Genomic DNA, 24,184 nt, shown 5'->3' on the forward strand with positions numbered 1-24,184 from the left:
TAGAAGAGAAAGTCGTTATGGCTCAGCCAGCAATCTGAAGATTGACGGCCTTGGGGCCCTTGCCGCGACGATCCGGTTCCGTGTCGAAGCTCACTTTCTGGTTTTCTGAAAGACCGGACAGGCCGGAAGCCTGTACAGCAGAGATGTGAACAAAGATATCAGCGCCACCATTGTCTGGCTTGATGAAGCCGAAGCCCTTGTCGGTATTGAAGAATTTAACGGTGCCAGTCTCGGCCATGCATCAGGTCCTTTTCGCTCTGCCCGTGTTCAGCTCCAGGCAGCATTACAGTTTTGCCCGCTAGGGCGTACGGCAGGCAGTTCTTGATGTTTGAGAGATTGAACCATCGCCGTGGAAGTCTTGACGTTCTGATCAACGTTTTGTTGTTCCCACCGCTCGAAGTATTGTCTCCGATGCATCTATTTCTAGGTCTTCCCACGCTCGCAAATTGCCCGAACGGCGACAGAGTGATGTGTTTATTTAAAATTGGCAAGCAAAAGTTTTTAGGCGCCAACCGCGATCAATCGGGGGCGTTTTGACGCGTATAACGCGTGGCGCGGAATTTTTTCCCGTCAGGGCGTGGTTAAGAAAACAAAACCATCGTTAGCATTGGAATTTCCGGCAATTTTCGCTCACAGTGATGAAGACTTCATCAACATATGGCTGAGTTCAGGCCATTTCGCCAAGTTTTCGTTGGCGTCTTTTCGTAAGTTCCGGCACCAGTTCCACCAGCAAAATGGCGGCAAAGATGATGGCGCAGCCAACGTAACCCGCCGTCGGGATGATCTCTCCCAGAAACAGGGACGCAAAGAGGGCACCAAACAGAGCCTCGGAGGACAGGAAGATCGCCGCTTGTGGCGCGGTGGTATAGCGCTGGCCGATGACCTGGAGAACGAAGGCAAGACCGGACGAGACGAGCCCGACATAGAGGATCTCGCGGATCGATGCGGCAATCGCCTGGGTGTTGATCGGCTCGAAGAGAGCGCCGATGACCATGCTGAGAATGGCGCAGACGGAAAACTGGGCGCAGGAGAGGGCAAGCGGTCGATTGCTGGCCATAACGGCACGCCCGGCAAGTGTGATCTGCACAGCCCAGAAGAAGGCGCAGGTGATGCTGAGGAAATCCCCTGTCGTCAGACCGCTGAAGGCGCCTCCCGAGAGTAGGAAGATGCCGATCAGCATCATCGTGGCGCCTGGCCAGACGACCCAGTGCGGATAACGCCGATAGATCAGAACGGCGATGACCGGCACGAAGATGACGTAGAGCGCAGTCAGAAAACTGGAGTTGGTGACGGAGGTGGTCAGCAATCCCACCTGCTGTGTGGTTGCACCCATGAACAGTGCCAACCCGACCAGGCCGAAGGCGCGGTATTCCGCCTTGCTGGGTTTTGAGCCCATACGGCGCGTTTCCATGAGCGCGAAAGGCAGGACCGCAAGGGCCGCAACGGCGAAGCGCAAGCCGACGAACCAGAACGGACCGATGGAGTCCATGGCCGTGGACTGGGCGACGAAACCGCCGCCCCAGATCGCGGCAGCAAGAAGCAGTACGAGGTTTGCCTGAATGCGCGTCATTCTTCACCATCAAAGAAGCAACGGCCCGTTGCTTCATCGTCTTGTCGAAAAGGCGATCCGTTACCCCTGAGGCCCGACGAGCAGAGGTGCTCGGTAAAACCGGCGGGGTTGCATGAAGCAGCAGATCTTGACCCTGAAGATGGCGGAGATATCGCTACGTGTCGTAGCAGGTGCCTCGGACAGCCATTTCATCGGTGCTCTATCAGCAAGGGCGGAGTTCGGCAAGGCACGGGCAGGCGCGCTCAGTCACGGTTGCGGCGCAGACGGCTTTCGCGAATGCTGCTGAGCGTCAGGAGCACGCCGCCAACCGCCATGGTGCCGAAGCCGAGCACCACGAGGCCGGTGACGAAGATGCGATCCGATGCCTTTGAAATCGGTGCGCTGGCAATGGCGGATGTCGTCATGGGATCGACCGCTTCCGAAGCGTCGGAAGAGGTCGCAAGACCCGCTGCCATGGTGAGGATGACCATGATGGCCGCAAGCGCCATCCAAAGAGAGAACAGCATCTTTTGTATCTTCAGCCGATCTGCCAAATTCCGGTCATTCGTAAGCATCGCCGTGGTCCTTGTCTCTTCTGCCCGCGTGCCAAAAAGAGGCTTGGAAGTGGACCCCTTGGAGACCGAATTTCGTCAGTCCGGCGTATTTATTGTGGCGAAAAAAAGACACCAGTTAACGAGAGGTTAAGCCTGGTAAATCTGCCGATTTTTTTGGCGTCTGCCCGTTTGTGGCGTCATGACCGGGCTTGCGTCGACACGCTATCTTTCGGGCACGGCCGCGGTTTCATGTGGGCGGGGCCAATCGCCCATTCTGCAACAAAGTAAATACGACTCATCTTATCTTTTGATGGGTTTTGACCTTGAAAGACTTTCGGTCTTTCGACATACCACTTGCCGCAGAGGGCGGCGCTCCGCCTGCAACTTCTCTCGATGTCAACTTCAATAGGACCGATAAAAATGGCCTTCCTTGCCGACATTCTCTCCCGCGTAAAGCCATCCGCCACCATCGCCGTTTCGCAGAAAGCTCGCGAACTTCAGGCACAGGGTCGCGATGTGATTGGCCTTGGCGCCGGCGAGCCGGATTTCGATACGCCCGACAATATCAAGGAAGCAGCCATTGCCGCTATCAAAGCGGGCAAGACGAAATACACGCCTGTCTCCGGTATTCCGGAACTGCGCAAGGCGATTGCCGAGAAGTTCAAGCGCGAGAACGGTCTGGACTACAAGCCCGAGCAGACGATTGTCGGCACCGGTGGAAAGCAGATTCTTTTCAACGCCTTCATGGCAACCCTTAACCCGGGCGACGAAGTCGTTATTCCAGCACCTTACTGGGTGAGCTATCCGGAAATGGTGGCGATCTGCGGCGGCACGCCGGTTTTCGTCAACACCACGCTGGAAGACAACTTCAAACTGAAGCCGGAAGCGCTTGAAAAGGCGATCACGCCGAAGACCAAGTGGTTCATCTTCAACTCGCCATCCAACCCGTCGGGCGCGGCTTACAGCCACGACGAGCTGAAGGCGTTGACCGACGTTCTCGTCAAGCATCCGCATGTCTGGATCCTGACCGACGACATGTATGAGCACCTGACCTATGGCGACTTCAAGTTCGTGACGCCGGTGGAAGTGGAGCCTTCGCTCTATGACCGCACGCTGACGATGAACGGCGTTTCCAAGGCTTATGCCATGACTGGCTGGCGTATCGGCTATGCCGCCGGTCCGTTGCAGCTGATCAAGGCGATGGACATGATCCAGGGCCAGCAAACTTCGGGCGCCACGTCGATTGCCCAATGGGCAGCCGTCGAGGCTCTGAACGGTAACCAGGACTTCATCCCGGCCAACAAGAAAATCTTCGAAGGCCGTCGTGACCTCGTCGTCTCCATGCTGAACCAGGCCAAGGGCATCAATTGCCCGGTTCCGGAAGGCGCGTTCTACGTCTACCCGTCCTGCGCCGGTCTGATCGGCAAGACGGCGCCGTCCGGCAAGGTGATCGAGACCGACGAAGATTTCGTCACCGAGCTTCTGGAAACGGAAGGTGTCGCGGTCGTTCACGGCTCCGCCTTCGGTCTTGGTCCGAACTTCCGTATTTCCTACGCAACGTCGGAAAAGCTTCTGGAAGAGGCCTGCAACCGCATCCAGCGTTTCTGCGCCAATTGCCGCTAAGCCTTGATGGCATTGATGAACAGAAACCCGGCAGCGATGCCGGGTTTTTTATTGCTCGATGAGTTGGTCGATGTCGTCCCAGGCATAGACGATGTTGTCCGAGCGCCAGATCGGCCCGGGGTCGCGAAACTCTCCGATCTTGCGTGCATGGAGCGCTTCGTAAAATCTGCAGGCGGGCTCGTTGCCCTTGACGACGCTGAGGGCAATGGCACCGTAGCCCATCGCTTTGGCGTGAAGTGCCAGGTCCCTTAGAAGACGCTTGCCGATCCCCTGCCGTTGGAAGCTGGGCAGGATGTAGAGGTTCTTGATCTCTGCGCGGGATCCGAAGACCGGGTCCGAGGGTCGGCCGATCGCGCCGATGCCGACAACCTCGCCGCTCACCTCGGCCATCAGAACCAGTTGGTGCGGCTCTGCCTCGGACAGTTTCTTCGTCCAGTAGCGAAGCCGATGCTCCTCATTGAGCGCCGCAATGACGGAAGGGGAGGCCAACTCCCGCATCGTCTCACTCCAGACGTCGACATGGAGACGCGCGATGGTCTGCGCATTGCTCAACTGGGCCCTTCTGACGTCAAACAACCTACGTCCTCACAGCCCAAGAAACAGCAGCATGATGAAGGTGGCAAAGAGGATCAGATGCGTCATGCCTTCGATGGCATTGGTTTCCCCGTCATTGAGATTGATGGCAGCCACGATGAGGGTAATGAAGACCATGACCGTCTGGACCGGCGTCATCGCCATGATGAAGGGTTGGCCGGAATAGAGTGCGATAGCTTCCATGACCGGAACGGTGAGGATGACCGTTGAAAGCGAGGCGCCCATGGCAATGTTAACGACGGGCTGCATGCGGTTGCGCAAGGCGGCACGCATGGCGGTGAGGATTTCCGGTGCTGCCGAAATGGTGGCAACGACGACAGCCATCAGACCCTCCGGTGCGCCGCTTCCTTCCAGCCCATGGGTGAGGAAGGTGGCCATGAATTCCGCCAGAACGCCGATCAGCACCACGCCGACGAGAATGACGCCGATCGAATAGGCGGCCGAATTGTCCTCTTCACTCTCGGCATGTGCTTCACCTTCCGGGGCGGCCTTTTTACGATCTGCACGCGGGTAGCTGTAGCTGAAGAAATAGCTGTGCGGGCCAACCTGCATTTTCAGGAATAGGCCGTAGAGTGCGATCATCGCGACAATGGTGAAGGCGGAATAGAGGTGCCACTTTGCTTCTGGTACGAATTCCGGCACGATCATCGAAATGCCCATGGCCGTCAGGATCATCACGCCATAGGTGCGGCCCGAATCGTCATTGTAGGGCTGCTCGCCGTGACGAAGCCCGCCCAACAGTGCGGCCAGACCAAGGATGCCGTTGATGTCGATCATCACCGCCGAGTAGATCGTATCGCGCACCAGGGTAGGGGAACTCGACTCGCTCATGATGATAGCGAGGATCAGTACCTCGACCGCGACAGCGGACAGGGTAAGGATCATCGTGCCGTAGGGGTCTCCGACCTTTGCCGCGAGGATTTCGGCGTGATGGGCAACCCGCATGGACACCGCGACAATTACGGCAATCAGCGCCGCCGCAACGACGAAGGAGAGTGCCTTGCTTGCTTCCAGCACGCTATGTTCTGCCAGATAGGCGACAATCGCGACTGGAACGGCCAGCAACAGCATACGCTCCTGCTTCAAAGTGGTGGCGACGGACATCTTTCCTCCAGATCTCAGAGCCGTTCGGGCGAATACCGGCTCCGCTGCTGCAACTTTTCGGTCCTGCGCATTTTCACGCCCAACTGTGAGCAGGCGAAAATGCTTCGGGCCGATGATCTTTTCAGTGACAGGTCGAGAGGCGGGTTTGCACTCTTGGCCATTTGGTAGGATAGTGAGCGCGAGGACATGATAACGAAACCGCGATCTCAGTCCTGAAATGCCTGTTTGCGGTATTGGTTGTCAATCTTCTCCAAGCATAACAGGAGGACATGCGCATGACCAAGGTGTGTTATGAAATCGTCGAGCACGATGGCGGCTGGGCGTACCGAATGAACGGTGCCTACTCCGAAGCCTTCCCCACGCACTCCGACGCCGTCCAGGCCGCGAAGATCGCGGCTGCCGAACAGCAGGTTGGCGGTGAGGACGAGGAAATCAGCTATCAGGACGAACGTGGACGCTGGCACGAAGAGTTCAGTCAGGGCGGCGACAGGCCGGAAGCTGAGGTTGTCGATATCTATGCTCAACGACAGGCTGGCACCCCCGGTTGACTTCTCTCAGGGGTCTTAAAGCGTGTCGCGATCTTTCAGATTCGTTCCATAGGCTTCAAGTCCTTGTTTTGCCGCGTGTCGTTATCGCAAAACCGGTGACCACTTTTGCGAGGCCCATGCTTTAGCGCTTGGATGATGGCGCTTCGGGATCAGTCGCTTTTAGATGTGCTTTCAGCCCATCCACCAACGCAGTGAAGACCGCACGGCAGCGTGGCGAGGTTCGAAGATTTTCGTGCATGGCAACCCAGGTGTGGAGTGCCACTTCGAATTCCGGCAGGATGTGCTTTAGCCTCTCATCGCGTTTGGCCAGTCCGATCTGGCACATGCCGATACCCGCACCTGCGCGAACCAGCGCGAGTTGGGCCAGATTGCTATCGGCGCGCGTGGCGAAAGGAATTTGATCGGCGTCGGGGATCGCCGGATTTTCTTTCTTCATGTTCTGAAGGATGGCTCTAATAAAGGGCGTCTTGCGATCGAAGCCGACCAGCCGGTGCCCCTCCAGATCCTCCTTCTTTATCGGCGTTCCCATTTTTTGCAGGTAACTGCTTGTCGCGTGGAAGCCGACGCGAAAATTGCCGACATAGCGCATGACGATCGCATCCTGGACCGGCTCGGTCATGCGAATGGCGATGTCCGCCTCCCGCCGCAGCAGATCCTCGATGGTGTCGGAGAGCGAAAGCTCGATTTCGAGCTTTGGATAGGTGTCCTGCATCGCGGCGATGATGGGTGGCAGGACCTCCACCCCAATCACATCCGAGGCGCTGATGCGCACGGCACCTTCGATCTTGCCGACCTCGCCGGAGGCGGCACGCACAAGCGCCGCTGCGGTCGCAGACAGATTTTCCGCATAGGGCTTCAAGGCAATCGCCGCATCGGTGGGAACAAGGCCATGGGGCGAGCGGATGAAGAGCTGATAGCCGATCGCTTCCTCAAGAGCACCAATATGGCGGCCCACGGTTGGCTGTGTGATGCCGAGCTCTCTTGCCGCCGCTGACAGCGAGCCGTCACGCAGCACGCTGAGGAAGGTGCGGTAATAATCCCAACTGATTTCGCGATCGACTATCATAATTTTTGTATGGCCGGTAAACGTGTTTAGCTAATTCTGTATAGCAATCTTTTCGTCCATGCTCCAGTCCAGAACGATTGCTCAAAAGGATTGGAGTTCATCATGGCAGAGGAAAAAGAGCGCGAGCAGCAAACAGCATTGGTTCTTGGCGCCCGCGGTGGCATTGGCGGGCACATTACCGAAGCTCTGCTTGGACGAGGCTGGAAGGTACGGGCGCTCGTGAGGGATAAGGTGCCAAGCTCTCACCACCCGATGATCGAATGGTGCGTCGGTGACGTGATGATGGCGGAAGATGTAGTGCGGGCCGCGCAAGGCGTCTCGCTCATCGTTCATGCGGTCAACCCACCCGGTTATAGAAACTGGGAGACCCTTGTTCTCCCCATGCTCGATAGTGCCATCAATGCGGCGGAGACAGTCGGTGCGCGCATATTGCTGCCCGGCACCGTCTATAATTTCGGCCCCGATGCGTTTCCCTTGCTGAAGGAGGACAGCCCGCAGAGGCCGACGACGCGCAAGGGAAAGATCCGCGTGGAGATGGAAGACCGCTTGCGCGCGGCATCAACGCGCGGCGTGCCGGTGCTGATTGTTAGCGCCGGAGATTTCTTTGGACCGAAGGCGCGCAACAATTGGTTTAGCCAGGGTCTCATTCAGCCCGGAAAGCCTGTGCGCGCTATCTCCAATCCGGGAAGACCCGGGATCGGCCACCAATGGGCCTATCTTCCGGATGTGGCGGAAACAATGATGCGTCTGCTCGCGCGTGCCGATGAGCTACCACCCTTCGCCGTCTTTCACATGGAAGGCTTCTGGGATGCGAATGGGCGCCACTTGCCTGCCGCTATCGAGCGCGTCGTTGGGCACCACGTTAAGATGAAGCGCGTTCCATGGTGGTTGTTTCGCATCTGCGCACCCTTCGTCCCGCTGTTCAAGGAAGTCCTGGAGATGCGTTATCTCTGGCAACAGGAAGTGCGGATGAGCAACGAGAAGCTTGTGGCGTTTCTTGGCGACGAGCCGTGCACGCCGATCGATGCGGCCGTCTTTGCGACGCTCAAGGATTTGAATTGCCTTGAGCCATATCCTGCCGGCTCAGGGATGGACCTAGCCCGCAACGAAAGCCGCGCACCCGTTTGAGGTGCGCGGCGTTCAATCTATGATCAGGCAAGCGCCGGATAGTCGGTGTAGCCTTCAGCGCCGCCGCCGTAGAAGGTTTGCTGGTTCGGTTCGTTCAGCGGCGCATTATCCTTCAGGCGCTGAACGAGATCCGGATTGGCGATGAAGGCCTTGCCAAATGCGATGGCATCGGCCTTGCCGCTGTCTACGGCTTCGATGGCGGATGCACGGTCGTAGCCATTATTGGCGATCCACAGTCCCTTGCCGCCAGCTTCAACGTAAGCGGCTTTCAGGGCAGCGTAATCGAAAGGCTTGTCGCCCTGCTTGAAATCACGCGGGCCACCGGTTGCGCCTTCGATCACGTGGATGAAAGCAAGGCCTCGGGAGCCAAGCTCTTTCACGACGTAGTTGAAGAGTGGCTGCGGGTCGGTCTCGACAATGTCGTTGGCAGGCGTGACGGGAGACAGGCGAATGCCGGTGCGGCCCGCACCAATCTCCTTGGCAACGATGTCCACCACTTCCAGCAGGAAGCGTGCACGGTTCTCAATCGAGCCGCCATAGTTATCGGTGCGCTGGTTGGTGCCGGACTTCAGGAACTGGTCGATCAGGTAGCCATTGGCGGCATGGATCTCGACGCCGTCGAAACCTGCCTCGATGGCAGCGCGTGCGCCCTTGCGAAAATCTTCCAGGATGACCGGAATTTCAGCGGTGCCGAGTTCGCGCGGCTCGGATGTTTCGGCGAAGGACCCGGTGCCGTCATCGTTGATGATGTAGGTCTTGGACTTTGCCTTGATGGCAGACGGGGCGACGGGCTGGCCGCCATGCGGTTGCAGCGAGGTGTGCGAGATACGCCCGACATGCCAGATCTGCGCGACGATCTTGCCGCCCACTTTGTGAACGCCATCGGTGACCTTCTGCCAGCCTTCGATTGCTTCCTGCTTGTAGAGGCCCGGAACATCGGCATAGCCCTGGCCCTGCTGCGAGACGGGTGTGCCTTCGGTGATGATCAGGCCTGCGGTTGCCCGCTGCTCGTAATAGGTGGCGTTGAGGTTGTTCGGGATCGCACCCGGGGACCGATTGCGGGTAAGCGGCGCCATAACGACGCGGTTTGCCAGGGCGATATCGCCAGCCTGCGCGGGTTCGAACAGTTTGGTCATGGTGCTTTCTCTTCCTGTTGATAGGGAGCGCAGCGATTGCGCCAATACGTCAAAGGGTTTCGTTCAGATAGGCCAGAAACTTGGCGATGTTTTCTTCGTCACGTTCATAGAAATTCCACTGGCCAACCTTGCGCGAGCGGACGAGACCGGCCGCCTGCAAGGCTGCGAGATGGGACGAGACAGTGGACTGCGACAGACCACTGATTTCGAATTGATGTGCACATACGCCCATGCTGAAAGGGTGCGCCTGGTTGAAGTGGTTCTCAGGCTTTTTCAGCCAGTTGAGAAACTTCAGCCGCACCGGATGGGCGACGGCTTTCAATGCGTCTTCGGGGTTCATCTCATTCCTGCATATCTAAACATCATGATATTTATATCGAGAATTTTCGATATCAAGGAATGGTGGGAATTTATCTCAAAAAAAAGGCCGCTGGATTTCTCAGCGGCCGACAGTTTTGAAGGTAAAAACCTCCAGAGGGGAACAGCACCGGACAACTGGAAAGCGTCGGGTGCTGATCAAGATATGGAGGCGGAATACGCTGGAAACAAGGGCAATTTCCCTTAATAATGCATTCAAATCCAGAAAATTATTGCGGGTAAAAAAAGAGGGCCGCCGGATTGCTCCAGGGCCCTTGTAATTGTGAAGGTCAAAAAACCTCCAGAGGGGAACAGCTGATGCGGCGGAACTGGGAGGAAAAGCCGCCGTGTGCATCAGCTATGTGCGATATGATGCTTTTATGGGCAGGCTTCAACTCTTTTTTGTGCAAGACAGGCATGCGTGCTGTGCATTGCTTGCCTGTTTTGTCATATTTTCTTCGCAAGGCTGCCACTGCGCCGAGATGAAATTCGGCACTATGGTACCGCTCATCGCCTTGTATTGGTTCATCTTTCAGGCACTGAGTGACGCGTCAGAAGTTCCAGTTGCGGGCCTTTGCCACGATGAAGTCGCGGAAGGCTTTCAGCTTGGCGGCGTTCTTCATCTCGTCCGGGTAGCAGAAATAGGTATCGAAGGATGGAATATCGGCCGGAAGCGACAGCTGAATGAGACCTGGATCGCGTCCCACAATATAATCAGGAAGGCAGGCAATGCCGATTCCCAGCAGACAGGCGCGCTTGATCGAGGTCTGGCTGTTGATCTGCAGGTGGGCAAGCCGGGTGTTGTCGGATGAGCGCCCGGCATTTTCCAGCCAGTTCACGTCCAGCAGGTAGTTGGGTGCAGGCTCGCCAAACGAGATGATCTTGTGGTTGTCGAGATCCTCGATCGACTGCGGCTCTCCATATCGGTTGATATAGGAGGGCGCGGCATAGACGTGCATATGCACGGTGAAGAGCTTGCGCTGGATGAGATCCGACTGCTGTGGCTGGCGTAGGCGAATAGCGCAATCCGCATGGCGCATGTTCACGTCCAGCTCCTCATTGTCGAGGATGAGCTGGATCGCCATTTCCGGATAAAGCTGGAGAAACTCCTGCACCTTGTCCGTCAGCCAGCCCTGGCCGAGGCCGACGGTGGTGGTGACACGCAGTTTGCCGCTCGGCTTTTCGGTCGTCTCCGTAAGTTGCATCTTGACGGTTTCGAGCTTCAGCAGCACGTCATGCGCAGTTCGATAGAGCAACTCGCCCTGTTCGGTGAGGATCAGGCCGCGCGCGTGGCGGTGAAAGAGCTTGACGCCGACATCCTGCTCCAGCGCGCTGACCTGGCGGCTAATGGCGGACTGGGACAGATGCAGCTTGTCGGCTGCGTGGGTGAAGGATCCAGCTTCGGCAGCCGCATGAAATATGCGCAGTTTGTCCCAGTCCAATGGCATAGGCATGCGGTTTGGTGCCCTTCTTTATTCGGCTGCAACAGCCAGCGGCGCCTGTGCGGCGAGATAACGTTCGGCTTCAAGAGCCGCCATGCAGCCCATTCCGGCCGCGGTGATGGCCTGGCGATAGGTATCGTCGGTGACGTCGCCTGCGGCGAAAATGCCTTCGACATCCGTTGCCGTCGAATCCGGTGCCGTCCACATGTAGCCGTTTGGCTTCAGCTTCAGCTTGTCCTTGAACAGTTCGACCGCCGGTGCATGACCGATCGCCACAAAGACGCCGTGGATCGGCATTTCAGTGATCTCACCGCTCTTGGTGTTGCGCAGACGTGCACCAGTGACAGACGGTGGCATGGGTGGCTTGGCCGGCGTGCCGGTGATTTCGGCTACCTCGGTGTTCCACAGGATCTTCACATTCTCCTTGGCAAAGAGGCGCTCCTGCAAAATCTTTTCCGAGCGGAAGCTGTCGCGACGATGCACGACGGTGACTGACTTGGCGATATTGGCGAGATAAAGCGCTTCCTCCACGGCGGAGTTACCGCCGCCGACCACGATCACGTCCCTGTTGCGATAGAAGAAGCCATCGCAGGTGGCGCAGGCGGAAACGCCAAAGCCCTGAAAGTGCTGTTCGCTTTCGATGCCCAGCCACTTCGCCTTGGCGCCGGTGGAAATGATCAGCGTGTCGGCTGTCCAGACCGCGCCGGAGTCGGTCTTGACGGTGAAGGGGCGGACAGTCGTCTCGACCTCAGTGACCAGATCGTTGACGATCTCCGCACCGACGTGCTGCGCCTGCTTCAGCATCTGATCCATCAGGAACGGGCCCTGGATCGGGTCGGCATAGCCTGGGTAGTTTTCCACATCCGTGGTGATCATCAACTGGCCACCCTGTTCCATGCCGGCAATCAGCACAGGCTCCAGCATGGCGCGAGCAGCATAGATGGCGGCGGTATAACCGGCGGGGCCGGAGCCAATGATCAAAACCTTTGTATGGCGGGCGGACATGGGACGGTTCCTTTCAACAGGGTGCAGGCAGCCGGATTTGGAGGTTGCGCCAGGATAGATACCCTTCTTGCGCAGCATTTAAGGGTGTCCAGTGTCGATATTCAAGGGCAGCCTTGCATTACCAACAGGGCAGTTGCAACAGAACACGTAATTTTGTGTCCCGAGCACGACGGATTATTGCGAATCCCGCCGCGTGGAGTAGAAGGAAGCACACAACCGCTGACGAAGGAATGCATGCGTGGCCAGCGTCGAACTCGATGCCATCGATCTCAAAATCTTGCGTGAACTGCAGCGCGACGGCCGCATGACCAATGTCGAGCTCGCCGACCGCGTCGGCATTTCGGCACCGCCCTGCCTGCGCCGCGTGCGCAAGCTGGAAGAGGCCGGCATCATCGAAGGTTACCACGCGATGTTGAACGCCCCCAAGCTCGGCTTCGATCTCGTGGCCTTCTGCATGGTCGGCCTGAAGCGCCAGTCCGAAGCCAACCTCAAAGCCTTCGCCGCCGCCACCGACCGCTGGCCGCTGGTGCGCCAGGCCTGGATGGTTTCCGGCGACAGCGACTTCCTGCTTCACTGCGTGGCCGAAAACCTCACGCAGTTTCAGGATTTCGTCATCGAGGTGCTGACCGCCGACGAGCATGTGGAGACGGTGCGGACGATGTTGACCATCCGGCAGGTGAAACGGTTGGGATTGGTTGAGGTTTGAGGGGAGGCGGTCAGCCTTCCTTTTCCCAGTTGGAAACGCCATCGACATAAGTCTTGGTCAACTTCCGCTCATCGCGCCACTCGCGCCCGATATCGGTAATGAGAAAGCGCTTTTTCGCCCCAAGCATGTAGTTCTTGTAGGGACGCACGAAGTCCTCCATGGCCGGATTGATACCGTCATAGAACTGCTTTTCGGGATCGTAGCGATCATCCATGAGTGATGCCGCGGTTCTGGCAAAATCGGTTTTCAAGAAAGAGGGCGAGGTGGCGAATAGCGGGAATGGCTTGCCGACTTTGAAACGGATGCCGAGGATGGTCTTTCTGTCCCAGCGGCGATGGAAATGCCCGTATCTGAAATTCCAGTGCTTGTGGTAATGGTTCAAGGATAATTGGGCCACGTCTTTGTCAGAAAAGATGCGAAAGACTTCAGTTGGGTCGAGTTGCTCATCAAGCAGCCAATCATCCTCGAGGTGAAACAGGATTTCGGATTGCGCCTGCTGCCAGAGGTATTTCACCGCCTTGCAGAAGCCTGGTTGCTCTGGCGTATGGATGCGAGCGTTCGGGAAGAGGGAGCGAATGACCGCTATCGTCGCGGCCTCATCATCGGTATCACCAAAAATCGGATCGATATTAGCGTAGAAATTGGCGATTTCAAAACGATCGAACATCGAGGCCTTAAAGCTCTTCAGCGTTCTCTCAAGGAGCTCCGGCCTGCGGCCAGCGACAAGGCAGATATCGATTGGCGGCATTCGGCAAAGTCCTCAAAAAGGCTGCAGGCAATTGTTCAGGCGGTCTGAGGTTTAATGACTTCCGTATGTCGTTTCAACGACAGACTGGTCTCGAGGCATGCATGAGCCACTTCATGTCCGAAACAAAACCAACTCCTTTGCGATAGGTGGCAAGGAATATCCATTTTACCTCTGACCGCTATGTGTTAGGGGACGGAACCTTTGTTTCGGGACTGGACATGAAACAGCTTGATATCGTTGTGGTCAATTTGGCTCGCTCGCACCAGCGGCGCGATGCGATGACTGCTTTGTTGGATCCGCTGGGTCTGCCCTATAGCTTTTTCGAAGCGGTCGATGGGCGCTCAGGACCACATCCTCTTTTTGCCAGATTCGATCCGCGAATGGCTGAAATGCGCCGTGGCTACACTTTGACCGGTGGCGAACTGGGTTGCTACGCCAGCCACTATCTTCTTTGGGAACGCTGCATCTCAGAAGATAAGCCGCTGCTGATTTTTGAAGATGATGTGGCGCTCAATGAAAACTTCCTCACGGCGTATCAGGTGGCGGCTGATCGCATTGAGAAGTATGGCGTCATACGGTTTTCTCGACACAAGAGACCACCGTGGGCAGTCGTGGAGACGCCGGCGGAAGGGCTGGACATCGTCAGGTTGAAGATCGGTCCGCACGGCACATCATGCTACGCGGTTTCCCCGAGAGCTGCCAAAAAGTTGGTGGAGACGGCGAAGGTGTGGTTCGAGCCTGTGGACTGCCATCTCGACCGGTTCTGGTTGCACGGCGTCAACTGCTACAGTTTTTCTCCGTCGCCTGTGACCCATGCCGCAGAAACGGCAGCGGAATCGGAAATCTGGCAAGGTAAAGAACGTGAAAAGAAGTCGCGAAGATTCAGGCACCGGCGCGCGCTTTACCGGACAGCAGACAAGTTCGCCCGCTTTATATTCAATATTTGCTATGTCGGTCGCTGGCAACGCCACTCAAAATAGAGCAAGAATACCGCCTTTCGATCAAGTATGCAGTTGGGAAATATGGTGATTATTACTCGCATAGTAGGCGGACTCGGTAACCAGATGTTTCAGTATGCTGTCGGACGGGCGCTTTCCATTGAAAAGAATCAGACACTCAAACTCGATTTGACTGAGATGGATCGATATAAATTGCGGTCGTTCCAGCTTGATCAGTTTGGTATTCACTGTGACGTAGCAGACGAAAAAGAAATTCCTTTCCGCCTCCGCAAAAGCTTCTTCGGAAAAATCATTACCTCTTTCAAAAACGCGGGCCGTGTTGCTCAGGTGATCGAAAAGTCCATCTCTTTTGATCCCGCCATCCTGCAACTGCGTGGTTCAGTGCATCTATCCGGTTATTGGCAGAGCGAGAAATATTTTACAGTTCATGCGGACGCTATCAGGCAGGATTTTTCGCTAAAGCGACCTTTCAGCGGTGAAAGAGAAAGAAGCTTTAGTCAAATCCGAAACGCGGAAATCGCTGTGTCCGTCCACGTGCGTAGAGGAGATTATGTCACAAACCCCACTGCGAACTTAACCCATGGCACCTGCGAACCGGAATGGTATCGTGCGGCGATGGAGAGGATGGTTGAGCATACAGGCCCCGTCACATTCTTTGTTTTCTCCGATGACCCGCAGTGGGCGCGTAATAACCTTCCGAGTTTTGATCGAATGGTTTTCGTTGAACCGCAATCAGACGGTCGCGACGGGGAGGATATGCATCTTATGGCCAGGTGCCATTCCCATATTATTGCCAATAGTACCTTTAGCTGGTGGGGCGCCTGGCTCAATCCGCGCCAAGATAAACATGTGATCGCGCCCGCTCGATGGTTTCGTTCCGAAGCACACAACGCCAGCGACTTGGTTCCGGTGCAATGGGAGCGCGTATAAACCAGAGTTTCGCGCTAGCACGTCCAGCAAAAGTGCGTTGGCGATTTTGCGTCCGGTCTGCATCAAAACAAAAAGATTGAGCGTCTTAGACGATTCGATTTTAACAGGAAATGCTCTGGGCATCGGCATCAAGGGGATTTCTTCCCACCCCGCCGCAGCAATTTACTTTTGACGATCCAGTAGAAAACGACCACACGTCTCGTAAGTCCCTGAGCTCGCCTAAATCGGGTCTTGCGTTGGGGGCTATTCGAAGCGAGTGGGACGAAGTGGCTTTTTTCGATGCTAAACACCGGCTGGATTTTCGAGGTGTCGGATACTATGTCATCAACAATCTGCCTATAGCGGTCCACAATGTTCTTGTAATCAAAGCTCTTGGCATATGCGATGATCTCCTCTCGAGACTTGACTGCCTGAACGCGATTTTCAACAATTTTTTCGCGCAAATATTTAAGATCTTTAATCTTCTCTTCAGGAACTACGGTAATAAAAGATCTTGCGGTATCGAGGTTCGCCGACGATGCTTCGCTGACAACCACTCCTAAGCCTGATGAGAGTGCCTCCAAACATACCAAGGGATGGGCTTCTGCCTCACTTAGCAGTACCAAATTGCCGTAGTGCGTAAGCTCATTATAAACGTCTTCTCTCGTCCATTCCCCCAGATAACTTTCAGTTGTAGGGTTGAAACCGGCACGGTATGCCTTGGAGTAACTTCCTATACCGCCGACGAAATCGATATCGGCCCGAGCGCGCTGTGCCAAGCTCTGACGCTTCCTGACGCTGACCTGCGCCAGACATACGCTTTTGTGAGGCTTCGTCGGCGCGGGATCGTATTTGAAGAGACCCGTGTTGACGCCATTGGGAGTGATACGGATCCTCCTAGGATCAACGCCATCCCGAAGATACATTTGCGCAATTGAAGGAGACAGACAAAATAAATATAAATCCTCCTGAGAGACGGCGAAACTGTGCGTGCTGGCGATGTACTTGGGAAACAGGTGGGGGGTTTCCAGATACCCAAAATGAGACGTGAATGCCCTATTCTTGCAATTTATGCGAGTCATGATTCCAATATGATTGTCCGCGTGGCAATGTACAAAATGGGGATTATAACTATTCACTTTTTCGATAACTTCGTCTGCCGATTGTTGGTTGACGATCAGTACATCACATCCTTGCCTTTGAAGTTCGAGGCTATAGTCGTAAACCAGTGTCTCGACGGCTCCCCAACCTTGAGGTGGAACGCTGATCAGACCCGGAGCGATAAGTGCGATCTTCATTGAACTGTACCAAATGTGCGGTGAGTATTGCTATTCTACGTCTTTATGTGTCGCGAAATTTAGCGATTTTTGGCTGTAGCTATTGGGTATCCTCCCTGACAGATTGAGCAAGACAGACAGCAAAGCCTGATCCTGCCTGTGGTTCTGCCTGTTCGATCCAATCGGAGCAATTGCTTCTCTGATCGTCGCCAATCGTGCCCACTCAGGAACAATGCTTTTTGCCGTTGGGTGCTCCGAGTATACGGCTATGCATGCGCCATTGATGTTTCTTTTTCCTTTGGCCCATTCTATATCTTTGTTAAAATAGCTTAGGGTCGCCGGATGTGTCCATCTCGCCAAGTCTCCTGATGAGTCTTGAGAGAACAAGCCATATTTCAGAGCATGTGCTTGAAGTCTCCAGAGTTTGCCAAGGATCATATTTCCCGCGTCCATCCAGATGACGACGCCACCCTGTTCTTGAACAATGTCATTGATTATTATTGGCTTCCACGCGTACTCGCCAGCATTAACGCTCACGTCGAACCATGCGGGATATTTGCTGTAATTGAATCGTCTGATGTCCGATGGCAGGTCTATTTTTTGAAGTCTTTGGACGCTTTCGTCCGATAGACCAAGATCAATTATAACCATTTTATCTTTTTGATGATTTTTCTGTGCGCTCTTTAGAAATTGCTCTAAAGAACGGGCATGGGTTTCATCGGCTGCGGTTACCAAAGTTAGCTTTGGCCTTTTTAGGTGATACCTCAGTAAATCTAACAAGTGTCTCGATATCCTAATCATCATCTCCTCCCATATAAAATATATACCCTAGTTATTTTATGTTATTATTGTTATGAATAATATTACTCTGTCGCATTTTCTCTTTTGTTCCTCTGGGTTATTTACTTTAATATATCTGGTTCCCCATATTTAAATGTATTTAACGTAAAATTGCCGTCAAGAATTGCTTCGCGAACGATGTAGTTTAGCTGCGTGCCACAGCGCTTTCGCGCCGTTCCGGACCTGGCTATATCGCCTCTCGAAAGAGACTTCAGAAAACAATGTCTTACTCTTGGCGTACTTAGTGAGAGTGACGTTGTTGCATATTTTTGAAATCAGATTTATCACATTGTATTCACTCAGGACTTTTGTTCTCGCGGCGCGAATTGCGTCAACTGAGATTTCTGCTCGATCCGACTCCAAAGCCGTCTTGATGGATTTCAGTGATCCTTCCAGGTCTCTGGGGTTTATGGTGATGATTTGTTTGTCTGAAAAATACTCGCCGATGTTTGGGCAACCACAATATATAGGTAAGGTCATGGAAAGATATGTATCAGAAAGCTTTTCTGTCCAATAGTCAAAGTACGAGCTATTTTCGATGGCTATGTGATAGCGGTACTCAGGAATTACCTGCAGCTTATCACCGAAATTATTTCTGCCCCTGCCAAACAAATCGACCTCATCTCCAAAGTAATTTTTTATTTTCTCCGCAAACTCAATGCGTTGCCGATGCCCCGTAGTGTATGCTTTGTTGGACGTGATGATCGAAATGGACTTTTTTTTTGTCGGTTGAAATTGTTCAAAGTCAGAATAATCCCACATTTTTTTGAGTGGGACGCCCTGTTCATCCCATAATCCAATATGCCAGAGTGTTGGAACGTGGCCTACAATCAAGTTCTTGTGTCTGCTGCTTTGATCAACTCCATAAACCACGTCAAACTGAGATAGAAATCTCTCGTTATAGGTTTTAATGCTGGGTGGTTCGGATGCCAAAAAGATGCTAGTAGTTGCCTTGATCTTTCCGGATTGATCCTCTGGAATTTCGTTGAATGCGACAATGAGGTCGCAATCGTTCACATCGCCGGAAAGCTCAAATTCGATACCGTTCCAGTAGGGAGACCTGTCTGGAAAATATCGTAGCCAGAACTCAGGCGTACATGACGATATCAGGCCAACTTTGGGCATTTCCAGGTCCTTGTTATTTCGCCGTTGAATAGTGTTCAGACGTGGCAAAAGTCGAAGTTAGTGGCTGGCGAGAGCCTTCGCCTCATCGTTTTCATTTTCTCTTCGCTCATCGGCCTTAGTGTCTCGGTAAAGTTCGCCCAAATCGCGCTGGTCAAATGCCCAAACTCTTGCAGATAAGTTCATGGGTGTGAAGAACGAAGATACCTTTGCCGTTCCAGAGTTGTCGGTGATGATCTTTGAGTCGTTTCGCTATAGATCAGACTTGGTGGTGCACAGACCGGAAATGTCGGACTAAGTCGGCAGCATTCGTGTCATCGATTTGCATATGCATACTTTCAGTTGTTGTGCCACTTGACGTTTCAATTGCTTTACATCCGCCGGAAGAAATCTTCCTTTGCCGCCTTCGCAGCTATTTTTTTGATCAGAGGAGCTCTTGTAAGGTCGAGCGGACCGTCGACTCCGCGTAGGACGCGATCAATATTTTCGAATACATCAAAATATTTCGGCGGCGTTGCTAAATGAAACATATCGGAGTTCGTGACGCTCATTACATCAAGAATAACTTGATCGTTAACGCACAATCCAAGCTCCAGTAATTTCTTGTATGAAGACCGTGCCAAGCTGCAGTATTTAGAGACCAGTTCTGCTGGAACAAGCTGCATTCCTCCCGCGCAGGCGAACCTTCCTTCAACGACCCGCATTCTGAGCTCTTCAGGTTTGATGTCAGTTAATCTCTCGGTTTTCTTGGCGGACAAGACAATTTTTCTTCTGGCGCGCGGTGTCACCTGGGTGAGGGATGGAAGAAACGGTGCAGCGCCTCCGCGTCTTCCCAGCCCGTAATCCAGCCATAAATAGTGCGTGAAACTGCCACTTGTTCTTAAAAAGGCACGTTCGATAGCATCCCACTTCGCTAATCCTACGATGTTATACTCGGCATGATGATACTCTATTCTATCAACCTTTGCCTTTTTTGTTAACTCCGAGAAAGACGTAGAGGATAAAGTGCGCCGTGATTCCTGTAGATACTTATGAGCCTCAAGCTCACCGAAGCCAGCTATATCCTTGTGGTCAAATCCGTCGGAAATCGCTCCGAGCTCGTCGGTCAATATGTATTTCGGCGGCGACATTCTCTTAACATATTCTGTCGCGAACTTGATGTAGTCGTCTTTTGAACGAGGCGATATATCCCATTTGGCCCGGCCTAGATCGTAAAACGCCGTAACGATAAGTATCTTCAAGCCGCCCTCATTGAATACTTCGTTTAACTGGGTTGTTAAAACTCGCCATAAACGTGGTCAACATGCCTTTGATTCCGGCATTCAACCCAATGTGGGGCTCCCACCCCATTGCACGCAATTCTCCCGCACTCATCAACTTTCGCGGCGTGCCATCCGGTTTACTGAGATCGTGCTTGACCTCGCCCTTGAAGCCCACGATGTCGCAGATCAGTTGAGTGAGATCCAGGATGGAGATGTCTTCACCGCTACCAACGTTGATATGCGCATCTTCCGAGTAGTTCTTCATCAAAAAAACGAGCGCGTCCGCACAATCGTCCGAATGGAGAAACTCACGGCGTGGGGTGCCGGTGCCCCATATAACGATCTCTTTGTCGCCGCGTATTTTGGCCTCACAAGCTTTGCGAAGAAGAGCTGGCAGAACATGGCTGGAGTTCAGATCGAAGTTATCGCCCGGGCCATACAGATTTGTTGGCATCGCTGAGATGAAGTCACAGCCGTATTGCTTGCGATAGGCTTGCGTCAGCTTAATGCCGGCGATCTTGGCGATCGCGTACCATTCGTTTGTCGGTTCAAGCGAGCCGGTGAGGAGTGCTTCTTCCTTGATCGGTTGTTCCGCGAACTTCGGGTAGATGCAGGATGACCCAAGGAACAGCAGCTTTTCGACGCCAGCGCGGTAGGATGCGTCGATGATATTGCTTTCGATCATCAAGTTTTCGTAGAGGAATTCGGCCGGGCGTGTGTCGTTGGCGAGAATGCCGCCGACTTTTGCTGCCGCCAGAAAGACCGCTTGTGGACGGTTTTCCATTATCCATTCGCTCGTTTGCGCCTGGTTTGCGAGATCGACGGTATCGCGACCGACGGTCAGGATTTCGCAGCCTTCCTGTTCAAGCCGCCTGACGATGGCCGAGCCGACCATCCCGCGGTGGCCGGCCACCCAGACGCGTTTTCCTTGAAGGTTATAGATGCTCATGGCTATACGCCTTTTGCGATGGTGTCGGACTGCATGAGCCGCAAGTCCTCGACAACCATCTCTCTTGCCAGTTCCCGAACACTCGTCTCATGCTTCCAACCCAGCTTCTCATGTGCCTTCGTCGGGTCGCCGATCAGGAGATCGACTTCCGTTGGGCGGAAGTAGCGGGGGTCTACTTCCACCAGCACCTTGCCGGTTGCGGTGTCGATGCCCTTTTCGTTGACGCCTTCGCCTTCCCATTTCAGCGTGAAGCCGGCGTCGGCGAAGGCCCATTCCACGAAGGTGCGGACGGGGGTGGTTTCGCCGGTGGCGAGAACGTAGTCGTCTGGCTCGTCCTGCTGCATCATCATCCACATGCCGCGGACATATTCCTTCGCATGGCCCCAGTCGCGCTTGGCGTCGAGGTTGCCGAGGTAGAGCTTTTCCTGGCGGCCGAGCTTGATGGCGGCGGCGGCGCGGGTGATTTTGCGGGTGACGAAGGTCTCGCCGCGCAGCGGGCTTTCATGGTTGAATAGGATGCCGTTGGAGGCATGCAGGCCATAGGCCTCGCGGTAATTCACCACGATCCAGTAGGCGTAGAGCTTGGCTGCAGCGTATGGGCTGCGGGGATAGAAGGGCGTGGTTTCTCGCTGCGGCACTTCCTGTACGAGCCCGTAGAGCTCGGAGGTGGAGGCCTGGTAGAAGCGGGTCTTCTTTTCGAGACCGAGAATTCGGATCGCCTCCAGCAGGCGAAGCGTGCCTATGCCGTCGGCATTGGCGGTGTATTCCGGCGTTTCGAAGGAAACCTGAACGTGGCTCTGGGCGGCGAGATTGTAGATTTCGTCCGGCTGGGTTTCCTGAACGATGCGAATGAGGTTGGTTGCGTCCGTCATGTCGCCGTAATGCAGGATGAAGCGTGGGTTTTCCTCGTGCGGATCCTGATAGATGTTTTCAATGCGACCGGTGTTGAAGGACGAGGAACGGCGCTTGATGCCATGGACGATGTAGCCCTTGTCGAGCAGCAGTTGAGCCAAGTAAGCACCATCCTGGCCGGTGACGCCGGTAATGAGGGCTACTTTTGCTTTTTCGGACATCGGCTTGCTTTCATCTTTTCTTCGCGCTGGCGCGTCGAGCAGAAGCAGGCGCGCGTTCACGCTGCGATACCGCAAGTCGTCGGCAAAATAAACCGGGAAGTTGACGCCGATGTCTTGAGAGTATTGAGACCGGGCCTCGCTGGCGGCGCATCTTGTGCTGTGATCGTTGAAAAGCCTATAGAGTCGCTGAGCTGCGAAGGCCTTGTTGGGCTTCAAGAGTTGGAAGAGTGCGACATGAACCAGGCCATTCCCGTTTTCGTCATTAACCTTGCGCGCCGCGAGGACAGGCTGGAGCGCGTGTCGCATCATCTTCAAGAGCGTGGCGTGGCGTTTACCCGCGTCGATGCCTGCGATGCCACGAAGGTGGATGAAGCGGTTCTGGATGGCGTCATTACACCTGCGGGGCCACTCGGTGCGCTCGGCCTCGGCGATCGGTCCTGCACGGTGAGCCACACCTATGCATGGGAAGCCTTTTTGCAGACAGGCGCGCGGTTCGGTTTGATGCTTGAGGACGATGTGTTTCTCTCAGGCGATGTCTCCAATCTCTTGCGGTCTGACGACTGGATTCCCCCTCATGTCGATGTGATCAAGCTGGAGAAATTCGGCTCCGGTATCTCCAAGGTCCTCTTGGGGGATGCTGAGATCAAGGTCCCTGGCACGGAGCGCGCTCTGCACCGTATGTATTCACGGCATGTCGGGGGCGGGGCCTATATTCTGTCGCGCCGGGCCGCGCAGCTAGCGCTGTCCTATCGAGGACGGATGAGGGTTCCTGTCGATCATTTTCTTTTCAACGACACGGTGTCGCCGGTCTTCCGGCAGTTGAAGCCATTCATCGTCCAGCCGGCAATGGCGACGCAGCGGCACTATGAGTACAACTCCGATATTGCCAAGTTCGGGAAGGCCGCTCGCCCCACGGGCTGGCGGCTGAAACTGAGGAAGCTGCGTCGGGGTTGGAACGAGATCAGCCAGATTCACCGGCAGCTCGTGGTTTTCCTGACCAAGCGCGGCGCCATCAGAGAGATTTTCTGGAAAGATTCCGCGCCCTAACGGTCATTTGGTCTGCATAAGCTTCAGTTTCTGGCTACCTTTATTGTTCGCAAGGCCGCCAAGCACACTTTTGCCCTATAAGTCACGTGGACTATTATCGGACGCGGTTATATAGCGCTTAAGCGTTGGCCGGGTGCGGAGCGATAGTGGATGAGTGCCGAAAGAATTCTTCATATGCATTTCGGCAAGGAGGGCGGTGCCGAGCGCTTTTTCGTCAATCTGGCAACAGCGTTTGGCGATCGTGGGATCGAGCAGCGCTTTATCGTGCGTCCGGGTCGCATCTGGCGCGACGAGATTGCAGCCCTTGGTCCCACCATTGAAAGCGAATATCGCCGCATCTCGCCAAAGGCACTCTGGCTTCGCTGGCAGGTGAACAAAATCATGCGCGAATGGAAGCCGGATGTGGTCATGGCCTGGATGTCGCGCTCCTCGCGGCTTGTTCCAGCACATGGCAACAGCGTGCGGCTGACGCGGCTTGGCGATTATCCCCGTCATCTCAAGAATTTCCGTAACAACGATCTCATTGTCGCCAATGCGCCCGGCATTGCCGAGGCCTGCGTGCAATTGGGATGGACGAAGCCGGTCAAGGTCGTCTCCAATTTCGTTCGTGAAACCACCATCAAGCCGGTATCGCGTGCCAGCATGGGTACACCGGAGGATGCCTTCCTCGTTGTGGGTACCGGACGGTTCATCCGGCGCAAGGGGTTCGATGTTCTGATCAAGGCCGTGGCGCAGATTCCCGATGCCTGGCTGTGGCTGATCGGCGAAGGCGACAAGCGGGCCGAGATGGAGCAACTGGTGCAGGAACTGGGCATGGCAGACCGCACCCGCTTCACCGGCTGGGTCGAGGAGCCGATGGATTATGTTGCCGCGGGCTCGATCTTCGTTATGCCATCGCGCCATGAGCCGCTTGGCAATGTGGTGCTCGAAGCCTGGCAGGCGGATGTGCCGGTGGTCTCCACCCGTTCCGAAGGGCCTTCCTGGTTCATCCGGGATGGGGAAGATGCGCTCATGTGTGACATCGACGATGTGGATGGCACCCTTGCGGCGATCAATCGCATCCGCACAGATGATCAACTGGCGGCGAAATTGCGAGAGCAGGGCAGGGCGCGGCTTGACGCCGATTTCCGCAAGGATGCGGTGGTGGATGCCTATCTCGATCTGTTCAAGCAGATGAAACGGTAGG

25 protein-coding genes are annotated in these 24,184 nt (G+C 54.9%); 8 read left to right on the forward strand and 17 right to left on the reverse strand.

Annotated elements, in window-relative coordinates; all coding sequences use genetic code 11:
• Positions 1-22: 22 nt before the first annotated feature.
• From PVA19_RS08755 to PVA19_RS08765, 3 genes are all read right to left on the reverse strand, one after another.
• A complete protein-coding gene (locus PVA19_RS08755) occupies positions 23-238 on the reverse strand; it encodes a cold-shock protein (RefSeq protein WP_003494703.1) in 216 nt (71 codons plus the stop codon).
• A gap of 429 nt (positions 239-667) precedes the next feature.
• On the reverse strand, positions 668-1,570 hold the full coding sequence (locus PVA19_RS08760) for a DMT family transporter (protein WP_274102077.1): 903 nt from the start codon (positions 1,568-1,570) through the stop codon (positions 668-670).
• Between the two features lie 242 nt (positions 1,571-1,812).
• On the reverse strand, positions 1,813-2,076 hold the full coding sequence (locus tag PVA19_RS08765) for a hypothetical protein (RefSeq protein ID WP_130979096.1): 264 nt from the start codon (positions 2,074-2,076) through the stop codon (positions 1,813-1,815).
• A 447-nt stretch (positions 2,077-2,523) separates the two neighbouring features.
• Between PVA19_RS08765 and PVA19_RS08770 the strand changes: the two genes are divergently transcribed.
• Positions 2,524-3,726: a pyridoxal phosphate-dependent aminotransferase gene (locus tag PVA19_RS08770; protein WP_062598666.1), complete on the forward strand. Its 1,203-nt coding sequence runs from the start codon at positions 2,524-2,526 to the stop codon at positions 3,724-3,726.
• A 48-nt stretch (positions 3,727-3,774) separates the two neighbouring features.
• Here the strand turns inward: PVA19_RS08770 and PVA19_RS08775 are convergent, their stop codons facing one another.
• Entirely contained in the window at positions 3,775-4,278 is a 504-nt protein-coding gene (locus PVA19_RS08775; RefSeq protein WP_274102078.1) for a GNAT family N-acetyltransferase, read from the reverse strand.
• A 33-nt stretch (positions 4,279-4,311) separates the two neighbouring features.
• Positions 4,312-5,424: a calcium:proton antiporter gene (locus PVA19_RS08780; protein ID WP_274102079.1), complete on the reverse strand. Its 1,113-nt coding sequence runs from the start codon at positions 5,422-5,424 to the stop codon at positions 4,312-4,314.
• Positions 5,425-5,699: 275 nt separating this feature from the next.
• On the opposite strand from PVA19_RS08780, the gene PVA19_RS08785 reads away from it, so the two are divergent.
• Positions 5,700-5,972, forward strand: coding sequence for a DUF2188 domain-containing protein (locus tag PVA19_RS08785; protein WP_274102081.1), 273 nt, complete (start codon positions 5,700-5,702; stop codon positions 5,970-5,972).
• 121 nt (positions 5,973-6,093) lie between these two features.
• Here the strand turns inward: PVA19_RS08785 and PVA19_RS08790 are convergent, their stop codons facing one another.
• On the reverse strand, positions 6,094-7,038 hold the full coding sequence (locus PVA19_RS08790) for a LysR family transcriptional regulator (RefSeq protein ID WP_274102082.1): 945 nt from the start codon (positions 7,036-7,038) through the stop codon (positions 6,094-6,096).
• Between the two features lie 102 nt (positions 7,039-7,140).
• On the opposite strand from PVA19_RS08790, the gene PVA19_RS08795 reads away from it, so the two are divergent.
• Positions 7,141-8,166, forward strand: a complete 1,026-nt coding sequence (locus tag PVA19_RS08795) for an NAD(P)H-binding protein (RefSeq protein WP_274102083.1) — start codon at positions 7,141-7,143, stop codon at positions 8,164-8,166.
• Positions 8,167-8,189: 23 nt separating this feature from the next.
• Here PVA19_RS08795 and PVA19_RS08800 read toward each other — a convergent pair whose 3' ends face one another.
• From PVA19_RS08800 to trxB, 4 genes are all read right to left on the reverse strand, one after another.
• On the reverse strand, positions 8,190-9,302 hold the full coding sequence (locus PVA19_RS08800; RefSeq protein ID WP_111846848.1) for an alkene reductase: 1,113 nt from the start codon (positions 9,300-9,302) through the stop codon (positions 8,190-8,192).
• Positions 9,303-9,351: 49 nt separating this feature from the next.
• The gene (locus PVA19_RS08805) at positions 9,352-9,642 is read right to left on the reverse strand and encodes an ArsR/SmtB family transcription factor (protein ID WP_274102084.1); all 291 of its coding nucleotides are present in this window, start codon (positions 9,640-9,642) and stop codon (positions 9,352-9,354) included.
• A gap of 568 nt (positions 9,643-10,210) precedes the next feature.
• Positions 10,211-11,107: a LysR family transcriptional regulator VtlR gene (locus tag PVA19_RS08810; RefSeq protein ID WP_062426425.1), complete on the reverse strand. Its 897-nt coding sequence runs from the start codon at positions 11,105-11,107 to the stop codon at positions 10,211-10,213.
• A gap of 24 nt (positions 11,108-11,131) precedes the next feature.
• Complete coding sequence (trxB, locus tag PVA19_RS08815) at positions 11,132-12,106, reverse strand: thioredoxin-disulfide reductase (RefSeq protein ID WP_113178051.1); 975 nt, start codon at positions 12,104-12,106, stop codon at positions 11,132-11,134.
• 238 nt (positions 12,107-12,344) lie between these two features.
• Between trxB and PVA19_RS08820 the strand changes: the two genes are divergently transcribed.
• Positions 12,345-12,812, forward strand: a complete 468-nt coding sequence (locus tag PVA19_RS08820) for an Lrp/AsnC family transcriptional regulator (RefSeq protein WP_062598662.1) — start codon at positions 12,345-12,347, stop codon at positions 12,810-12,812.
• A gap of 10 nt (positions 12,813-12,822) precedes the next feature.
• On the opposite strand, the gene PVA19_RS08825 is transcribed toward PVA19_RS08820, so the two are convergent.
• Positions 12,823-13,560: a glycosyltransferase family A protein gene (locus PVA19_RS08825; RefSeq protein ID WP_274102085.1), complete on the reverse strand. Its 738-nt coding sequence runs from the start codon at positions 13,558-13,560 to the stop codon at positions 12,823-12,825.
• A gap of 218 nt (positions 13,561-13,778) precedes the next feature.
• On the opposite strand from PVA19_RS08825, the gene PVA19_RS08830 reads away from it, so the two are divergent.
• Complete coding sequence (locus PVA19_RS08830; protein ID WP_274102086.1) at positions 13,779-14,540, forward strand: glycosyltransferase family 25 protein; 762 nt, start codon at positions 13,779-13,781, stop codon at positions 14,538-14,540.
• Between the two features lie 84 nt (positions 14,541-14,624).
• Complete coding sequence (locus PVA19_RS08835) at positions 14,625-15,449, forward strand: alpha-1,2-fucosyltransferase (protein ID WP_274102087.1); 825 nt, start codon at positions 14,625-14,627, stop codon at positions 15,447-15,449.
• 128 nt (positions 15,450-15,577) lie between these two features.
• Here the strand turns inward: PVA19_RS08835 and PVA19_RS08840 are convergent, their stop codons facing one another.
• The 6 genes from PVA19_RS08840 to gmd form a co-directional block, all read right to left on the reverse strand.
• Complete coding sequence (locus PVA19_RS08840) at positions 15,578-16,726, reverse strand: glycosyltransferase (RefSeq protein ID WP_274102088.1); 1,149 nt, start codon at positions 16,724-16,726, stop codon at positions 15,578-15,580.
• 30 nt (positions 16,727-16,756) lie between these two features.
• Positions 16,757-17,509, reverse strand: a complete 753-nt coding sequence (locus tag PVA19_RS08845; protein WP_337993149.1) for a DUF1647 domain-containing protein — start codon at positions 17,507-17,509, stop codon at positions 16,757-16,759.
• A 153-nt stretch (positions 17,510-17,662) separates the two neighbouring features.
• Positions 17,663-18,670 (reverse strand): glycosyltransferase family 10 domain-containing protein, encoded by a 1,008-nt coding sequence (locus PVA19_RS08850; protein WP_274102090.1) that lies wholly within the window; start codon positions 18,668-18,670, stop codon positions 17,663-17,665.
• Between the two features lie 368 nt (positions 18,671-19,038).
• Positions 19,039-19,908, reverse strand: coding sequence for a WlaTC/HtrL family glycosyltransferase (locus PVA19_RS08855; RefSeq protein WP_274102091.1), 870 nt, complete (start codon positions 19,906-19,908; stop codon positions 19,039-19,041).
• Positions 19,909-19,915: 7 nt separating this feature from the next.
• The gene (gene fcl / locus PVA19_RS08860) at positions 19,916-20,872 is read right to left on the reverse strand and encodes a GDP-L-fucose synthase (RefSeq protein ID WP_274102276.1); all 957 of its coding nucleotides are present in this window, start codon (positions 20,870-20,872) and stop codon (positions 19,916-19,918) included.
• Positions 20,873-20,880: 8 nt separating this feature from the next.
• Positions 20,881-21,951: a GDP-mannose 4,6-dehydratase gene (gene gmd, locus PVA19_RS08865; protein WP_274102092.1), complete on the reverse strand. Its 1,071-nt coding sequence runs from the start codon at positions 21,949-21,951 to the stop codon at positions 20,881-20,883.
• A 234-nt stretch (positions 21,952-22,185) separates the two neighbouring features.
• On the opposite strand from gmd, the gene PVA19_RS08870 reads away from it, so the two are divergent.
• A complete protein-coding gene (locus PVA19_RS08870) occupies positions 22,186-22,998 on the forward strand; it encodes a glycosyltransferase family 25 protein (RefSeq protein WP_274102093.1) in 813 nt (270 codons plus the stop codon).
• A gap of 150 nt (positions 22,999-23,148) precedes the next feature.
• Positions 23,149-24,183: a glycosyltransferase gene (locus PVA19_RS08875; RefSeq protein ID WP_112360277.1), complete on the forward strand. Its 1,035-nt coding sequence runs from the start codon at positions 23,149-23,151 to the stop codon at positions 24,181-24,183.
• Position 24,184: the final 1 nt, after the last annotated feature.

It is taken from the genome of Agrobacterium sp. CNPSo 3708 (genome assembly GCF_028674915.1).
In the GTDB taxonomy this organism is placed as follows: Bacteria; Pseudomonadota; Alphaproteobacteria; order Rhizobiales; family Rhizobiaceae; genus Agrobacterium; species Agrobacterium cavarae.